The organism is Streptomyces sp. NPDC003027, from assembly GCF_053591435.1.
The window spans coordinates 25,132-41,682 of the sequence record NZ_JBSFTU010000052.1 but is presented as its reverse complement, the minus strand read 5'-3'; the positions used below and the strand labels follow the sequence as shown (position 1 = coordinate 41,682).

The window sequence follows — 16,551 nt, the reverse complement described above, 5'->3', positions numbered from 1 at the left end:
AGTTGGCGACCGACGACAACGCGGCGTGGGGGCCCCTCCCGTGCCCGAAGGGCTACGGGGGAGCGGTGCCAGGGCACGCGAGCCCGGCATGATCCAAACGAAAGACCCTAGAGCGACGCCCTGGCGATGCGGGTGACCCAGCGGGCCAGCACCTCCTGCGCGTCGCCGGTCCCGAGTTCGTCGAGGAAGCGCAGGATCTGGGCGTCGCCGCGTACGACGGCGACGATCCGGCAGGCCCGGGTGATCACGACGGTGCCGTTGGCGCGGTGCTCGTAGCCGAAGTGCCGGGAGCGGGGCCGGGTCTGGGAGACGGACGTGTGCATCAGTTGACTCCGATCGCTTGCTTACGGCTGCCGGTCGTCGGTTCCGGCGGCTCCGGCACCGTCAGGGGCGCCGCGTCCCCCACGCCGAGCAGGCGCAGCAGGGGTCCGGCCATCGCGGTCGTGACCAGCGCCATGAGCACCATCATGGTGAACAGGTCCGGTCCGATCAGGCCGAGTTCGCGGCCGATGCCGAGGATCACGATCTCGGTGAGCCCCCGGGTGTTCATGAGCGTCCCGAACGCCCCCGCGTCGCGCCAGCTCATCCCCGACAGACGGGCCGGGATCGCCGCGCCGGCGAACTTGCCGACCACCGCCGCCGCCAGGACGACCAGCAGGGTCAGGAGACCGGACGCGCCCAGTCCGCCGATGTCGACGGAGAGGCCGGTGATGACGAAGAAGACCGGGAGCAGCAGGGAGGAGGTCTTCTCCAGCGGGGCGGCCAGCTGCTGGTGCAGGCGCGGCTCGGTCGTACGCGGCATGACGAGGCCGAAGGCGAAGGCCCCGAAGATGGCGTGGATGCCGATCCAGGAGGTGGCGTACGAGGAGAGCAGCACACCGGCCACGATCAGGACGAGCCGTACGCCCGTCCCCTGCGGTCCGCCGGCGGCCGAGCGCAGCGCACGGTGCAGCAGCGGCCGTACGACGAGGAGCATCACCGCGGCGTAGACGGCGGTCAGGGCGATCACGGTGAAGAAGCCCCCGGTGCCGCCGGAGCCCGCCAGGGCGACCACCAGGACCAGGACGCACCAGGCGACGACGTCGCCGGCGGCCGCGCAGGCCATCGCCATCGCGCCGATGCGGGTGTGGCCGAGCCGGCGGTCCCGGATGATGCGGGCGAGCACCGGGAACGCGGTGATCGAGAAGGCGGTCGCCATGTAGAGGACGAACATGTCGGCGCCGACGCCGTCGGGGGCCATGGAGCCGTACAACAGTGCCGCCGCGCCCGCGCCCACCACGAACGGCACGGCCATCGCCAGGAACGCCGTCGATCCGACGGATCCGGTCCGGCCGCGCAGCCGGCCGAGGTCCAGCTCCCAGCCGGCCAGGAACATGAAGAGCGCCAGGCCCACCTGGGCGAGCGCCGACAGGGCGGGCCTCGCCTCGGGTGGGAAGATCAGCGCGGGCAGATCGCCGGGCAGCAGCCCGAGCAGGCTGGGCCCGAGCATCAGCCCGGCCGCGATCTCCGCGACGACGGGCGGCTGGTGGAGCCGCCGGCCGAGTGCGACCATCGCGGCTCCCACGACCAGCACGATCGCGACGTCCGCCAGGACGATCGCGTCCAGCGGAACACTTGACGACGCTGCCATCGCGTCTTCCCTCCCCTCGAGCGACAGGTGCTAGATCAGGACGCGGCCGGCGGCCGTGTCGCGGGTCTCGCGTGACTTGCGCAGGTCGCGGGTGATGATCGCCTTCTGCAGCCAGCGGTCGGTGCCGTCGTACCGGGCGGTGAACGCCTTGCGGCCGTGGACGGCGAGGTAGTTGTCGACGACGAGCAGGGAGCCGGCCTCGACGACGATGTCGCGGGTCACCGCCTCCAGTTCCCGCACCAGCTCCTTGAGCGCCTGCTCGGCGGCGGCGTCGCCGTCGACACAGCGCATGAAGAAGGGGTCGATCCGCAGGTACGGCGAGTCGGAGGCGCCGAAGAGGACGGCCACCGGTTCGGGGGTCTCGCGCATGGCCCGCATGCGCAGCAGGCCGGGGTGGTCGGGCTGCTGGGCGGCCAGCTGCCGCAGGTGTTCGTCGTCGGGAAGAATGTAGAACCGCGGTTCGGAAAGGATCTTGCGGGTCTCGTCGCCGAGATCGACATCGCGTATGGAGGCGACGGTCGTCGGAACGCGATCGTGGTTTCGGATTCCGAACAGGGCCAGATAATCGCAGCGATAGGGGTGGAAGCCGTCCTCGGTGTGCCATTCGAGCAGGACGTCACTGCCGTGACCGCTCTGCTCGTTCTCCTCGCCGGCGATCGGAAGCACGTTCTGGATCATTCTTCCGGATTGCAGCGTGGGCCAGCTGAACACTTCCCCGAGGCATGTGCCGATCAGGGAGAGGAACACCTCCTCGCGCCGGGTCCGCCCTGAGGCGGCCGCTTCCGCCCAGTTCCGCGGGGTGGGGCCGACCGCCGTGTCGTCGACGGTGAACCCCTGGATCTTGAAAGCCGCGGCCGGGTCCTCGCGCCGGAAGTCCGCCAGGAACCTGCGCAGTCCGAGGGGAAGCCGTGCGGCGAGCTCCCACGCCCGGTCGTGGAAGAGCGGGTCGCCCGGGTCGCCGTCGCCCTCCTTCAACTCGGTGATCAAAGCGTCGAGTTGAGTGACTTCGTCGGTGGACAAGTCGTAGTGGAGCACGCCTTGGTCAATGGTCACGGAATTCGCCCTCTCTGGCGTGGGTGGTGTCGGAGCCGCGGGCCGGGGGGTGGTTCCCCCACGCCCGGGGGCGTCGGGGAGGTCAGTCCCAGCCCCAGCTGTCGCCGGCGTCGCCGTTCGTACCGGTGGCGGCGGTGGTGGTGCCGGCCTGCGCCGCGGAGGTCACCGGGTGGGAGTCGACCGCCTGCGCGGTGGCCGCCCCCAGGACCGTGGTCGTCACAGCCGCAGCGCACGAGATCAGGTAGACGAAAGCCTTGCGTCGCATTTTCCCCGTCCGATTCCTTCGAAGTGGCGAGAGGAAATTCCTCTTCCCCCGGGCGGGCCGGTGAGCTCGCCATTTTCGTGGCTCTCATTCACCGGCCGCCGCTGAGTAATTTGCCAGGGGCCGAACGGGCCCTACAAGGATTTCCACTGGCACCAAGGTGCAGTGGCTGCAAGTGGCCACGGGCCGCTTGCGCGGTGGTGACCGGGCCACCGTCAGAACGCCTTGCGGTGTTTCCCGCCCCGCTTGCGCTCGTACATCTCCCGGCCCGCCGCCTCCCGGCGGCGCCATTCACGGGCCAGTTCGGCCCGCAGCCGGGCGTCGGTGCGCGAGGCGATCCAGGCGCTCTCCCGCAGCAGCTTGCGGTAGCTCTCGAACCGCCGGTGCGACAGCGTGCCGTCCTCGACCGCGGCGAGCACGGCGCAGTCGGGCTCGGCGTGGTGCTCGCAGTCGTGGAAACGGCAGTGCGCGGCCAGCTCCTCGATCTCCGCGAAGACCTGGGAGAGCCCTTCGTTGGCCTCCCACAGGCCCACGCCGCGCAGCCCGGGGGTGTCGATGAGGACCCCGCCGCGGGGCAGGGCCAGCAGTTCGCGGGCGGTGGTGGTGTGCCGGCCCTTGCCGTCGCTGCCCCGGACCGGGCCCGAGGCCTGCTCCTCCTCCCCCAGCAGCGCGTTGACCAGCGTGGACTTGCCGACGCCGGACTGCCCGAGCAGGGCGGAGGTGCGGCCGGCCAGCTCGTCGGCGAGGGCGTCGAGGCCTTCGCCGCTGACCGAGCTGACGGGGAAGACGCCGGCGCCCGGGCCCGCGCGCTCCACGTCGGAGACGAGATGGGTGATGTCGGGGACCAGGTCCGTCTTGGTCAGGGCGACCACCGGCTGGGCGCCGCTGGACCAGGCCAGGGAGAGGAACCGCTCCAGGCGGCCGAGGTCCAGTTCGACGGCGAGCGAGACCGCGATCACGGCGAGGTCGATGTTGGCGGCGAGGACCTGGCCCTCGGAGCGGGCGGAGGAGGTCGAGCGGGTGAAACGGGTACGGCGGGGCAGCAGCGCCCGTACGACGGGACCGGTCGGCGGTGCCGTGTCGACGGCGGCCCAGTCACCCGTACAGACGCCGGTCACGGGGTCGGTGTCGGCGCGCAGCGTACGGACCCCGGTGGCGGCTCGGGTGCCGGTGGTGCCGTCGGTGGCGGCGACGAGTTCGCAGCGGCCGCGGTCGACCCGCACCACCCGGCCGGGCACGAGGCCCGCTTCGGCGTACGGGGCGAACGCGTCCGCCCAGTCGGTGTCCCACCCGTAGGCGGTGAGCGGTGAAGTGGCTGCGCTTGTCACGGAGTTCCCCTCGATCGGGCCAGCGGCTGTCCGGCCCTGATCCGCCGGGCAGCCCCCAGGTCGGGGCCATTGTCGGCGCCGGAGGCGGCGCCTGGGACGCGGCTCACCGTCGTCGCGGTGAGCAGCAGCCCGCCCCTGACCAGAAACCGCCCTTCGAATCCGCGCAGTCCCACGCCGTCGACCAGCGGCCCGTCCACGAGGAGCCGGGCCGTGAACGTGGCCGTGCGCGGCTGGAAGGTGACGGTGGCCTCCGTGAAGTCGAGCCAGCGCCCGGTCAGCGGCGACCAGGCCTTGTAGACGCTCTCCTTGGCGCTGAACAGCGCGCGGTCCCAGTGGACTTCGGGCCGCAGCGCCGCCAGCTCGGCCAGGTGGGCGCGTTCTTCGGCGCCCGTGACCATGTGCAGGACCCCGGTGTGGTCGAGCGGGTCGTGCGGTTCGGCGTCGAAGCCCAGCGCCGCGACGTCCTCGGCGCGCGCCACGGCGGCGGCGCGGTAGCCGACGCAGTGCGTGATGCTGCCGACGATCCCGGCCGGCCAGACGGGGGCGCGGGAGCTGTCGTACGGGATGGCCACCCGCGGCTCCCCGAGCCGGCCGAGGGCCCGGCGGGCGCACGCCCGCGCCGTGGTGAACTCCCGGCGCCGCGCGGGCACGGCGTGGGCCAGCAGATGCTCCTCCCCCGGGAAGGGGACGGGCTCCCCGGCCGGGTCGCCGAACGCCTCCGCGGTGGCGACCGGCCGGGGCAGCAGCTCCTCGATCACTAGCCGGCCCTCTTCACCGGGACCGCCTCGTCGGCTCCGGCCTCCCACCACGCGATGTGCCGGTCGATCGGCGAGATCGGCATGACGGACTTGAACATGTCGTTCTCGACGTTGGCGAGCCGGGCGTCGTACGGCCTGCCCACCGTCGTGAACGCCTGGTGGATGCGGTCCCTGCGCTTGTCGATGGCGGGCGCGTGCCGCTCGAAGGTGGAGGCCGGCTGGAGCAGGAAGTACGTGTGCGGGCTGCCGTGGTTGAAGCGCGGCGAGTGCTCGGGGTAGCAGGGTGCGAAGGAGACGACGAAGAAGCGCTCGCCCTCGATCATGGCGTACCAGGTCTCGTCGGGATCCGGGGAGTCCTGGAGGTAGACGCTCGGGTACATCGCGCAGAGCGTCTCGAAGAACCGCTTGGTCAGCCGGGTCAGTGAGTCCAGGGTGGCGCCCAGGGCGGTGTCCTCGAAGGTGATCACCATGCCGTCGAGCTCCTCGGCCCGGGCGGTGCGGAAGAAGTCGGCGAGGGCGGTGCGGTGGGTGGGCAGCTCGCGCTCCACGTCGCCGGTGGCGATGGTGAGGGGCGGGCCCATCTTCGACGGCCTCGCGAACGGGCACAGGGTGTTCTTGACGATCTGGTCGAAGCTCATGGTCACCTCACGGGTTCACTTTCTGGGCGTCGGAGTCGACGGGGGCGGCGGCCGGGGGCACGGGGGCCCGGCAGCCGAGGACGTAGAACCACCAGCCGGCGACGACGAGGGCGACGAGCGCGGCGAACATCGCGGTGGGCGAGGCGTGCACCAGCAGGAAGCCGCAGATGATGGGGCCGATCGCCACGCCGATGTGGACGAGGTTCTGGGCGCCGAAGTAGCTGCCGCGCAGGTTGTCCGGGGCGATCGCGTCGATGAACATGTACTCGGCCGGCACGACGATCACCTCGCCGATGGTGAAGACGACGATCGCGGCGACGATGATCCAGGCGTTGGTCGACAGGGCCATGCCGATCAGGCCGAGCACGAACGCGCCGGTGCCCCAGGTCAGCCAGCGCAGCAGCGTCTTCTCCTTCAGTTTGCTGCCGATCACGTACTGGGTGGAGATGACGACGATCGCGTTGGCGGCCGAGATGTAGGCGACCAGTTGGTAGGCGGTGTCGCGGGACTCGACCAGGACCAGGTACTGGGACATGTACGTCAGCAGCGGGCCGTAGACGACGATGCTGAGGATGCCGCCCAGGGTGAAGAGCCCGAGCCGGCGGTCGGCCCGCATCACCCGCAGGACCTCGCGGAAGTTCATCGACTCGTCGTCGGCCGCGGCGGTCTCGTCCTGGGGGGCGGTGGTGCCGGTGAACAGCTTGCGGTAGATCACCAGCGGCAGCAGGGCGGCGAAGATGACACCGGAGGCGAGCAGGAACGGCCCGCCCGTCCCCGCCTGCACCGTCCACACGCCGAGGAACGGGCCGACGGCGGCGCCGATGTTCTGCAGCGAGTAGCGCAGCGAGAAGACCTTCGCCCGGTTCTCCGAGGGCAGCAGGTCGGCGAGGAGCGCGTTGGCGGTGACGCTCATCGACGAGGAGGCGGTGTTGGCGACGAGCAGGATGCCGACGACCAGGAACGGGGAGCCGACCATCGGCAGCGCGGCGTAGAGGACGGTGAGGATGATGTCCAGGACGATCATGAAGTGGACCTTCACGAACCGGTCGGCGAGATAGCCGCCGTAGACGCTCACCAGGGTGCCGACGAGCAGGCACACGCCGAGGACGTAGCCGATGGTGGCGCCGTTCATGCCCAGCGCGTCGTGCAGGTAGATCGGCAGGTAGGCCAGGATGCCGAAGAAGCTGATCGAGCGCGCCATCGCGCAGAGCAGCAGGATGCGTACGGCGACGGGCAGTTCGCGGACGAGCGTCAGGAGGTCCTTCATGCCCTGCCCTCCGCCGCGATCGCTTCGATGATGTCGATGAGGGATTCCTTGAGGGTGTCGATCCGCCGGTGGTCGAACAGATCGGGGTGGTGGCCGAAGAGGATCTCCAGCCGTTCTCCGGGGATGACCGTGACGCCGAGCGGATAGTGGGAGACGCCCTTGGCGCCCTGGGTCCGCTCGGTGACGCGCGGCCCGTCGGGGCCGGCGGACGGATCGGTCTGGTCAGGGTAGTTCTGGAAGACGTAGTACGAGTCGAACAGCTCGCCCGCGCCCACGAGCCGCTGGATCTCGGTCAGGCCGAGATGGCGGTGCGGGAACACGTCCAGCTGGGCGGACTGCACGCGGCCGAGGGTCGCGCCGAGCGGCTCGCCGGGCTCCGTGCGCACCCGCAGGGGGACGGTGTTGATGAGGAGGCCGACGACGGACTCGATGCCGTCGATCTCGGCGGGCCGTTCCGAGACGGTGGTGCCGAAGACGACGTCCGTGCTGCCGGTGAGCCTGCCGAGCTGGAGGCCCCAGGCGGCCTGCATGGCGGTGTTCAGGGTGATGCCGAGGCGGGCGCACGCCCGCTCCAGGTCCCGGGTGAGCTCCGCGGGCAGGACGGTGGAGGTGGTGGCGGGCAGGACGTGGGAGGCGAGGGAGGGGTGTCCCACCCGGGTGGGTGCCTCGACGCCGGCGAGGTACTCCCGCCACGCCTCGACCGCGCCCTCCCGGTCCTGCCGCGCCAGCCAGTCCAGGTAGTCCCGGAAGGGGGTGACCGGCGGGAGCGCGGCGCCCGCGTACAGGTCGAACAGGTCCTGCCAGACGACCTGCATGGACCAGCCGTCGAGGAGGATGTGGTGGTCCGCCACGAGGAGCTGGTGCCGGGTGCCGGAGAACCGCAGCAGGGAGAAGCGGAGCATCGGGCCGTGCGCCAGGTCGAAGCGGAGGGCCGCGTCCTCGGCGGCGATCCGGTCGGCCGCCGCGTCCTGCTCGGCGGGGGCGAGGCCGGTCAGGTCGTGGACCCGCCACGGCACCTCGACGGAGTCCCGCACCACCTGGACCGGGGTCTCCAGGCCGCGGACCGCGAAGCTCGCCCGCAGGTTGTCGTGGCGCATGAGGAGCCCGTGCGCGGCCCGCCGCAGCCGGTCGGCGTCCAGCGGTCCCTCCAGGTCGAACAGGGTCTGTCCCTGGTAGGGATCGTCGTCCTGCTCCGGGTCGGCGGCGCCGGCGTGCAGCAGCAGGCCCTGCTGGAGCGGGGCGAGCGGCAGCACGTCCCGCAGGCCCGGGTAGGTGCGCTCCAGTTCGGTGAGGGTGGACTGCTTGAGGGGGAGCAGGCTCACGTCGGAGGGGGTGAGCCCGCCGAGCCCGGGGTGGGCGGTGAGCCCGGCCAGCGCGGTCAGGAGCTCGGTCCACCGGTCGGCGAGCGCGGTGACGTCCGGCTCGGTGAAGAGCGCCGTGTCCCACCGCCAGACGGTGTCGGCCCCGCCGTCGTCCCGCGGCCGTACGTCGACCAGCAGCGGGTACGGTCCGGGGTCGCCCGCGACGTCGTGGCGGAAGCAGACCCGGGAGGGGGCGAACGCCGCGAGCTGCTCGCGTACCTCCGCGCTCCCGCGCCACAGTTCGGCGTAGCCTCGGCCGTCGTCCGGCAGCGACCGGATCTGCTCCTTGACCCGCTTCAGGGCGCGGGCCAGGCCGCGCGGGTCCGACAGGCTCCGGTCGAGGTGGGCCAGGCCGGGGGTGAGCCGGACCGGGACCGCTTCCGGGACCGCCGCCGTCGCCAGGTCGACGCGGAGCGCGGACTGGGCGGCGGGGACGCGCCGTCCGCGCCACTCGATGAGGGCGGGGGCGAGCGCGGCGAGCGCGATGTGCGCGGGGTCCGCGTGGAACATCCGGGGCAGGGCGGTCAGCAGCGCCTCGGCGAGGCCACCGGTCAGTGTCCGGTGGAACTCGGCCCGCTCACCGCCCGGTTCGCCGTAGGAGGGGTCGGGCGTCTCCAGCGTCTTCAGCCAGTACGGCAGCTCGCCCGCCGCCACGGCCGCGGGGTCGGCCGTCTCGGCCTGCTGGGCGGCGCGGGCGATCAGCGCCTCGACGGTCTGGTACTGGAACACGTCCCGGGGGGTGATCACGAACCCCTCGGCGCGGGCGCGGCTGACCAGTTGGATGGAGCGGATGGAGTCGCCGCCGAGGTCGAAGAACTGGTCGTCGACGCCCACGGTGTCCAGGCCGAGCACCTCGGCGAAGAGCCGGGCGAGGGTGATCTCCCGCTCGGTGCGCGGCGGCCGTACGGCACGGGCGGTGAAGTCCGGGGCCGGCAGCCTGCGGGTGTCGAGCTTGCCGTTGGGGGTGAGCGGCAGCTTGTCGAGCAGGACGACGGCCGCGGGCACCATGTGCTCGGGCAGCTGCCTGGCCGCCTGGCGGCGGACCTCCACGGCCAGTTTCCGGCCGTGGTCCTCGGCGCGCGGGTCGTTGCCGTGCTCGTACAGGGACTGGCCGGGGGCCGCCTTGTGGACGAACAAATCGGTGAGCAGCGGGCGCTGGGCCGCCGCGTCGAGCAGGACCGCGTCGAAGCGGTCGCCCTCCGAGGCGTCGGTCCAGGTCAGTGCGGCGCGGTAGCCGAGCTCCTCGGCCAGCGCGTGCACCGCCTCGGGGTCGGTGCCGGGGCGCTGCCGGGTGTCGAGCCGGAGGTCCCGCAGCCGGGCGGCCGATTCCGTACGGAGCAGATGCGCGGCCTCGACCTCGGCGGCGACCCGGTGGTTGGGGATGCCGGTGACGCGGAGCGTCGCGGGTCGGGTGGCGGCGAGGTGCTCGCGGACGGCGTCCAGACCGGTGGCGTCCTGCCAGACGATCTCGGCCGCGTCCCGTACGGAGAACGGCTCGGCGCCCCGCTTGTGCAGGACGACCTCGTAGCGGAAGTCGGTCAGTTCGTTGCGGTGGTGGCCGCGCTTGAGCTGGATGTCGACGCCCGCCACGTCCACGATCTCCTCGCCGACGCGGCTGAAGAAGGCGGGGTCGAGGAGGAGTTCGCTCTCCAGCTCCACGGTGTGGGCGATCAGGTCCCGTACGGCCGTGACCGGCTCGTCCGCGTGGGCGCCGCCGTGCAGGGCGGTCGCGGTGAGGAAGGGGTGCAGGAGCCGCAGATGGCGGATGTCGCCGAGGAAGACCCGGCCGCCGGGCTCCAGGAGCTCCATGGCCTGCCGCAGGACGTCGATCAGATAGTGGACGCTGGGGAAGTACTGGGCGACCGAGTTGATGACGACGGTGTCGAAGCGGCGGCCGGCCAGGTCACCGATCTCGTGGGCGGCGAGGCTGCGCAGCAGGACCCGGTCGCGCAGCTCCTCGGACGCCTCCACCCGGGAGCCGAGCGTCTGGATGAGGGAGGGCGAGAAGTCGACGCCCGCGTACGTCTCGACGTGCGGGGCCACCTGCCACAGGATGAGGCCGGAGCCGACGCCGACCTCCAGGACGTTGCGCGGCCCCAGGTCGAGGATGCGCGCGACGGTGGCGGCCTGCCACTCGCGCATCTCCTCCAGCGGGATCGGCCGGTTGTCGTAGCTGCTGTTCCAGCCGGTGAAGTCCTGCTCGACGCCCAGGTCCTCCTGCTCGCTGTAACCCTCCTCGTGGATCTCCTGCCACTTGTCGACGTGCGCGATGTCGTCGGCGAGGTCGCGTGCGGCCGCGTCGGCGGCCCTGGGGACGACGTAGCCGATGAGCTGCTGGTGTCCGGGGGTGTCCTCCCGGACGACGACGGCGGACTGGGCGACGCCCTCGTGGGTGTCGAGGACCGCCTCGATCTCGCCGAGCTCGATCCGCATGCCGCGGATCTTGACCTGGTCGTCGGCGCGGCCGACGAAGTCCACCACGCCCTCACCGGAGGGGAGCGTGCGCCACTTCGCCAGGTCGCCGGTGCGGTACATCCGCGAGCCGGGCGGACCGTACGGGCAGGCGACGAACCGTTCGGCGGTGAGGCCCGGCCGGTTGAGGTAGCCGCGCGCCAGGCCGTGGCCCGCGATGTACAGCTCGCCGGTGACGCCGGGGGCGACCGGCCGCAGCGCGGCGTCCAGGACGTAGACGCGGGTGTTGGGCAGCGGGCGGCCCACGGGCACCGAGCCGGCCTCGAACTCCGGGCCGGCGCTGCCGCACTCCCAGTACAGGGTGTCGACGGTCGCCTCGGTCGGACCGTACGCGTTGATCATCGTCCGGCCGCGCGACCAGGTCGCGGCGAGCCCCGGCGGGCACGCCTCTCCGGCGACCATCAGATGCGGTACGTCCGCGAGGGCGTCCTCGGCCATGGAGCCGAGGATCGTCGGCGAGAAGGTGATGTGGGTCGGCCGGAAGCGGGCGGTCAGGGCGCGCTGGCGGTCGGGGGAGAGCAGCTCCTCGGGGGAGGTGAGGATGACGGCCGCGCCCGACAGCAGGGTGCAGCACATCTCGCAGAACGTCGGGTCGAAGTTGATCGAGGAGAACTGCAGGAAGCGGGAGTTCTCGTCGAGTCCGAACCGGTCGATGTAGCCGCGGGCCAGGTTGGGGATGCCGCGGTGGGTGACGGCGACGCCCTTGGGCCGGCCGGTGGAGCCGGAGGTGTAGATGACGTACGCCAGGTCCTCCGGCCGCAGCGGGGCCCGCCGGTCGGCGTCGGTGGGGGCGTGGCCGGGCATGCCGGCCAGCTCGGCGCGCGCCTCGGGGTCGCCGAGGTCGAGCCGGAGCACGTCCCGCGCCTCGGCGGGCAGCTTGGCGAGGACGTCGGCGGTGGTGAGGAGCGCCTTGGGGCGGGTGTCCTCGACCATGAAGGCGAGCCGGTCGGGCGGGTAGTCCGGGTCGAGCGGCAGATAGACGCCGCCGGCCTTGAGGATGCCGAGCAGGCAGCCGAGCAGGTCGGGCGAGCGGCGCAGGGAGAGGCCGACGACGTCGTCGCGGCCGACCCCGCGGGCGATCAGCCAGTGGGCGACCTGGTTGGCGCGCCGGTCGAGCTCGGCGTAGCTGAGTTCGGTGTCCTCGTGGACGAGGGCGAGCGCGTCCGGGGTGCGGGCGGCCTGGGCCTCGAAGAGCGCGGGGAAGGTGTCGTCGGGCAGGTCGAGCGCGGTCGCGTTCCAGGTGTCGAGGAGCGCGGTGCGCTCGCTCTCGTCGAGGAGGTCGATGGTCTCCAGGCGGCGGGTGGGGTCGGTGACGACGGCGTCGAGGACGCGCAGCAGGTAGCCGGCGAACCGTTCGACGGTCTCCCGGTCGAAGAGGTCGGTGGCGTACTCGATCTCGCCGCGCAGGCCGCCCGGCCGGCCGTCGGCGTCGAAGCGCTCGGTCAGCTCGATCGTCAGGTCGAACTTCGAGGTCTGCGTGGGCACGGTCTCGTGGACGGCGGTGAGCCCGTCGAGCCGCCATTCGGGCTCGACGTTGTTCTGGAGCACCAGCATCACCTGGAAGAGCGGGTGGTGGCTGGTGGTGCGGGCCGGGTTGAGCACCTCGACGAGGTACTCGAACGGCAGGTCCTGGTGTTCGTAGGCGGCGAGGTTGGACTCCGCGACGCGGGCGAGGAGTTCGGTGAAGGCGGGGTCGCCGGAGGTGTCGGTGCGCAGCACGAGCGTGTTGACGAAGAAGCCGACGAGCTCGTCGAGGGCGCTGTCGGCGCGGCCGGCGAGCGGGGAGCCGAGCGGGATGTCGGTGCCGGCGCCGAGCTTGGTCAGCAGGGTCGCGGCGGCGGCCTGCAGGACCATGAAGAGGCTGGCCCGCTCCCGCTGGGCGAGGCTCTGCAGCTTCTCGGTGAGAGCGGCGTCGACGTCGAAGCGGACGACGTCGCCCCGGAAGGTGGCGAGGGCCGGGCGCGGCCGGTCGGTGGGCAGGTCGAGCAGTTCGGGGGCGCCCGCGAGCCGTTCGCGCCAGTAGGCGAGCCGGCGGGACATGGTGGAGTCCGGGTCGTCCGTGGAGCCGAGCAGCTCGCGCTGCCACAGGGTGTAGTCGACGTACTGCACGCCGAGCGCGGGGGCCTGCGGCTCCGTGCCGGAGCGGTGGGCGGTGTAGGCGTCGCACAGGTCCTTCACCAGCGGGGCGAGGGACCAGCCGTCGCTGGCGATGTGGTGGATGCACAGCAGCAGGACGTGGTCGTGCGGTCCGGTGCGGAACAGGTCGACGCGGACCGGGATCTCGGCGGCCAGGTCGAAGAGGTGCCCGGCGGCCCGGTCGACCGCGCCGCGCAGGTCGTCCTCGGCGACGTCGTGGAGGGTGACGTCGACCCGGGCCTCGGCGGCGGGCACGACGATCTGCTCGGCGCCGTCCGGGCCCTCGGCGAAGTACGTCCGCAGGCTCTCGTGCCGTACGAGGAGGTGGTCGACGGCCGCCCGCAGCGCGTCGAGGTCGAGCTCGCCGGTCAGGCGGACGGCGATGGGCAGGTTGTAGGTGGTGCTCGGGCCCTCCAGGCGGTGCAGGAACCACAGCCGCTGCTGGGCGTACGACACCGGGACGCGCTCCCCGCGCTCCCTGGGGCGGGGAGCGGGGCGGGCGGGGGTGCCCGCGTCGAGGTGCGGCGCGAGGGCGGCGGGGGTGCGGTCCTCGAAGACGGCGCGCAGGGGGAGTTCGACGGAGAGGGCGGCGCGGACGCGGGCGACGAGCCGGGTGGCGAGCAGGGAGTTGCCGCCGAGGTCGAAGAAGCTGTCGTCGGCGCCGACGCGGTCGACCCGCAGGACCTCGCGGAAGAGGCCGGCGAGGGCGCGTTCGCCGGCGCCGGTGGGCTCGCGGTAGGCGGTGGAGCGCGTGAACTCCAGGGCGGGCAGGGCCTTGCGGTCGACCTTGCCGGCCGGGGTGAGCGGGAAGCGGTCGAGGACGGCGATCCCGGCGGGGACCATGTGCGCGGGCAGCCAGGCGGTGAGCGCGGCGCGCAGCGCGGCCGGCTCGGGGGTGTGGCCGGGCGCGGGCACGACATAGCCGGCGAGGTGGCGGCCGCCGGGGGCGTCGGGGGTGTCCTCGCGGACGACGACCCGGGCCTGGGCGACCTCGGGCAGTCGGCGCAGGGCCTCCTCGATCTCGCCGATCTCGATGCGGTAGCCGTGGATCTTGACCTGCTCGTCGACGCGGCCAAGGAAGTCGAGCGTGCCGTCGGCGCGGCGGCGTACGACGTCTCCGGTGCGGTACATGCGGGCGCCGGGCGGGCCGGAGGGGCAGGCGACGAACCGCTCGGCGGTGAGCGCGGCCCGGCCGTGGTAGCCGCGGGCCAGGCCGTCGCCGGAGAGGTACAGCTCGCCGGGTTCGCCGTCGGCGACGGGCGCGAGGCGCTCGTCGAGGAGGTGGACGCCGGTGTTCCACATCGGGGCGCCGATGGTGACCGGCTCGCCGGCGCGCACGGGGGCCACCAGCGACCAGATGGTCGTCTCGGTGGGCCCGTAGAGGTTCCACACCTCGGCGTGGCCGGCGGCGGCCAGGAAGTCGGCCAGGTCCTGCGGCAGCGCCTCGCCGCCGCAGAGCAGCCGGGTCCCGGCGGGCATCTCGGCCGGGGTCCAGCCGGCCTCGCGCAGCAGCTGCCACAGGGCGGGGGTGCCCTGGACCAGGGTGGGGCGGGCCTCGGCGAGGTGGCGGCGCAGCGCGGCGCCGTCGACGGTGGTCTCGCGCGGGACGAGATGGAGCGTGGCTCCGTTGACCAGCGGGAGGTACAGCTCCAGGCCGGCGATGTCGAAGGAGACCGGGGTGGTGGACAGCACCACGTCGCCGGGGTGGACGCGGTACCGCGCGGACATGAAGGCGAGGAAGTTGGCGAGGGAGCGGTGGGTGACGACCACACCCTTGGGGCGGCCCGTGGAGCCGGAGGTGTAGATGGTGTACGCGCCCTGGCCGGGGCCCGTGAAGCGGCCGGCCGGGTTCCCGGCGGGCTCGACGGCCTCCTCACCGGCGTACAGGAGGGCGGTCGCGGGGTCGACGGGCCCGAGGCCCGGCTCGACCTCCGGGGTCGTGATCAGGGCGCGCGGGCGGGCGTCGGCCGTCATGTAGGCGAGGCGCTCGCTCGGATAGCCCGGGTCGAGCGGAAGGTACGCCGCACCGGCCTTGAGCGTGCCGAGGAGGGCGGCGACCAGCTCGGGCGAGGAGGGCAGGGCGACGGCGACGATGTCCTCGGGGCCGATGCCCCGATCGATCAGCCGGTGCGCGATCCGGTTGGCCTGCTCGTTCAGCTCCGCGTACGACAGGGACCGCGTGCCGCAGCGCACGGCGACCGCGTCGGGAGCCCGCCCGGCCCGTTCCTCGAACCGGGCGACGAGACCGGACGTCCAGGCGCCGGTGTCCACCGCGTTCTCCGTCCGCGCCGTCATGACCTGCCGTCCCGTCCCTGGGAACCGGCGGGGACGAGCGCCGTCCAGTGCTCCTCGACGTACCCGAGGCAGGCCGCGCGTACGTCCGGACCGAAGGCGGTCTCCCAGCCGTCGGGCACGGCCACGAAGTCGGGCCACAGGGAGTGCTCGCCCGCGGCGTTGGTCAGGACGCGGTACACGCCCGACTCGCTCTCGAACGGATTGGTGCTTGACTGGTCCATGTCGCTCATTCCTCGCCCACGAAGTCGTCGATGCGCGCGGCGATCTGCGCCGCTTCGATCACACAGAGCCGCAGTCCGTACGCGTCCGAGTCCATGACGTGGGCGGTGAGTTCGCCGCGCACGATCTCCTGCCAGTCGGGGAGCGTCGGGTTGTCCTTGGCGAGCAGCAGCAGCACGTCGAGCTCGGCCGGCTCCGGGCGGTAGGTCTCCAGGGCCCGGGAGGTGGTCAAGAACGCCCGGTAGAGCCGCTCCATGAACTGTGTGCCGCCGTCCTTCGCGGCGGTCTCGGCGCCGAAGAGCGCCGTCGACACCTCCAGGAAGACGTCCTCGCGGGTGGCGTCGGCCGGCGCCAGCGGCGGGTGGTCCACCTGCGGGGCGACCATCCGCAGGACGTCGTCGCGGTATCCGACGAGCCTCTCCCCCTCCGGGATGTCGTCCTCGCCGGTCACCGAGCCGTCGAGGTAGCCGTCGAGGATGACGAGCTTGCGCACCCCGAGGCCGCGCTCCTCGGCGATCCGCGCGATCTCGTACGCGATGACGCCACCCGCGCAGGCACCGGCGAGGTGGAACTCGTCCTCGCCGAACTCGTCCTCCAGCAGGTCCGCGTACGTCTCCGCGAGCGCCGTCATCTCGTCCGGCACGTCCAGGGCGCTGATGTGCGGCGACTGGAGGCCGTAGCAGCCGCGGTCGCCGCCGAGCGCCCGCACGATCCGGGCGTAGCCGTCGACCAGGCCCAGGCCGGGGTGGATGAGCACGAGCGGGGTGCGGGAGCCCTGGTTGCTCAGGCGGATGATCGCCCGCTCGGTGTTCGCGGCCTGGGAGAGCGCCTTGTTGGCGCTCAGGGCGCGGACGGTCCGGTAGCGCAGCAGATCGCCCATGTTGAGCGACCAGCCCAGGCGCTGGTTGATCTGCTCGATCGTGACCAGGGCGAGCAGGGAGTCGCCCCCGGTGGTGAAGAAGTCGTCGTCGAGGCCGACCGAAGGGCGGTCGAGCGTGGTCTTCCAGATCTCGACGAGGGCCTGCTCCACCAGGCTCTGCCCCGGCGTGACCTCGCACTCCTCGGGCGCTATCGGCCGAGTACTCACAACGGAACTCTCTTTCTGGCGGGAGGGTTGAGGGGGCCTGCCGGC

General features: G+C 72.6%; 11 protein-coding genes. All 11 read right to left on the bottom strand.

Translation table 11 applies throughout. The features are described from left to right. Window positions 1-107: 107 nt before the first annotated feature. A complete protein-coding gene (locus ACWDX6_RS27315) occupies window positions 108-323 on the bottom strand; it encodes a hypothetical protein (protein WP_451487545.1) in 216 nt (71 codons plus the stop codon). Continuing rightward, the gene (locus ACWDX6_RS27310; protein WP_451487544.1) at window positions 323-1,630 is read right to left on the bottom strand and encodes a cation:proton antiporter; all 1,308 of its coding nucleotides are present in this window, start codon (window positions 1,628-1,630) and stop codon (window positions 323-325) included. The genes ACWDX6_RS27315 and ACWDX6_RS27310 overlap by 1 nt, the downstream gene beginning before the upstream one ends. Before the next feature lie 30 nt (window positions 1,631-1,660). Beyond that, window positions 1,661-2,683: a guanitoxin biosynthesis L-enduracididine beta-hydroxylase GntD gene (gntD, locus tag ACWDX6_RS27305; RefSeq protein ID WP_451487543.1), complete on the bottom strand. Its 1,023-nt coding sequence runs from the start codon at window positions 2,681-2,683 to the stop codon at window positions 1,661-1,663. Window positions 2,684-2,765: 82 nt separating this feature from the next. Next, a complete protein-coding gene (locus ACWDX6_RS27300; protein ID WP_451487542.1) occupies window positions 2,766-2,948 on the bottom strand; it encodes a hypothetical protein in 183 nt (60 codons plus the stop codon). Window positions 2,949-3,160: 212 nt separating this feature from the next. After that, complete coding sequence (gene rsgA / locus ACWDX6_RS27295; RefSeq protein ID WP_451487541.1) at window positions 3,161-4,273, bottom strand: ribosome small subunit-dependent GTPase A; 1,113 nt, start codon at window positions 4,271-4,273, stop codon at window positions 3,161-3,163. Then, the gene (locus ACWDX6_RS27290; protein WP_451487540.1) at window positions 4,270-5,031 is read right to left on the bottom strand and encodes a 4'-phosphopantetheinyl transferase family protein; all 762 of its coding nucleotides are present in this window, start codon (window positions 5,029-5,031) and stop codon (window positions 4,270-4,272) included. The genes rsgA and ACWDX6_RS27290 overlap by 4 nt, the downstream gene beginning before the upstream one ends. Next, a complete protein-coding gene (locus ACWDX6_RS27285) occupies window positions 5,031-5,669 on the bottom strand; it encodes a hypothetical protein (RefSeq protein ID WP_451487539.1) in 639 nt (212 codons plus the stop codon). The genes ACWDX6_RS27290 and ACWDX6_RS27285 overlap by 1 nt, the downstream gene beginning before the upstream one ends. 7 nt (window positions 5,670-5,676) lie before the next feature. Next, window positions 5,677-6,936: an MFS transporter gene (locus ACWDX6_RS27280; RefSeq protein WP_451487538.1), complete on the bottom strand. Its 1,260-nt coding sequence runs from the start codon at window positions 6,934-6,936 to the stop codon at window positions 5,677-5,679. Beyond that, window positions 6,933-15,200: an amino acid adenylation domain-containing protein gene (locus tag ACWDX6_RS27275; protein ID WP_451487537.1), complete on the bottom strand. Its 8,268-nt coding sequence runs from the start codon at window positions 15,198-15,200 to the stop codon at window positions 6,933-6,935. The genes ACWDX6_RS27280 and ACWDX6_RS27275 overlap by 4 nt, the downstream gene beginning before the upstream one ends. Next, window positions 15,197-15,421: an MbtH family protein gene (locus ACWDX6_RS27270; RefSeq protein WP_451487536.1), complete on the bottom strand. Its 225-nt coding sequence runs from the start codon at window positions 15,419-15,421 to the stop codon at window positions 15,197-15,199. Before ACWDX6_RS27270 ends, ACWDX6_RS27275 begins: the two co-directional genes overlap by 4 nt. Window positions 15,422-15,426: 5 nt before the next feature. After that, window positions 15,427-16,506 (bottom strand): thioesterase domain-containing protein, encoded by a 1,080-nt coding sequence (locus ACWDX6_RS27265; RefSeq protein ID WP_451487535.1) that lies wholly within the window; start codon window positions 16,504-16,506, stop codon window positions 15,427-15,429. Window positions 16,507-16,551 lie beyond the last annotated feature (45 nt).

Excerpts from the sequence above, each read along its gene's own strand:
- ACWDX6_RS27280 (WP_451487538.1), bottom strand. The coding sequence starts at position 6,936 with ATGAAGGACCTCCTGACGCTCGTCCGCGAACTGCCCGTCGCCGTACGC.
- ACWDX6_RS27300 (WP_451487542.1), bottom strand. The coding sequence starts at position 2,948 with ATGCGACGCAAGGCTTTCGTCTACCTGATCTCGTGCGCTGCGGCTGTG.
- ACWDX6_RS27275 (WP_451487537.1), bottom strand. The coding sequence starts at position 15,200 with ATGACGGCGCGGACGGAGAACGCGGTGGACACCGGCGCCTGGACGTCC.
- ACWDX6_RS27285 (WP_451487539.1), bottom strand. The coding sequence starts at position 5,669 with ATGAGCTTCGACCAGATCGTCAAGAACACCCTGTGCCCGTTCGCGAGG.
- ACWDX6_RS27310 (WP_451487544.1), bottom strand. The coding sequence starts at position 1,630 with ATGGCAGCGTCGTCAAGTGTTCCGCTGGACGCGATCGTCCTGGCGGAC.
- ACWDX6_RS27315 (WP_451487545.1), bottom strand. The coding sequence starts at position 323 with ATGCACACGTCCGTCTCCCAGACCCGGCCCCGCTCCCGGCACTTCGGC.
- ACWDX6_RS27270 (WP_451487536.1), bottom strand. The coding sequence starts at position 15,421 with ATGGACCAGTCAAGCACCAATCCGTTCGAGAGCGAGTCGGGCGTGTAC.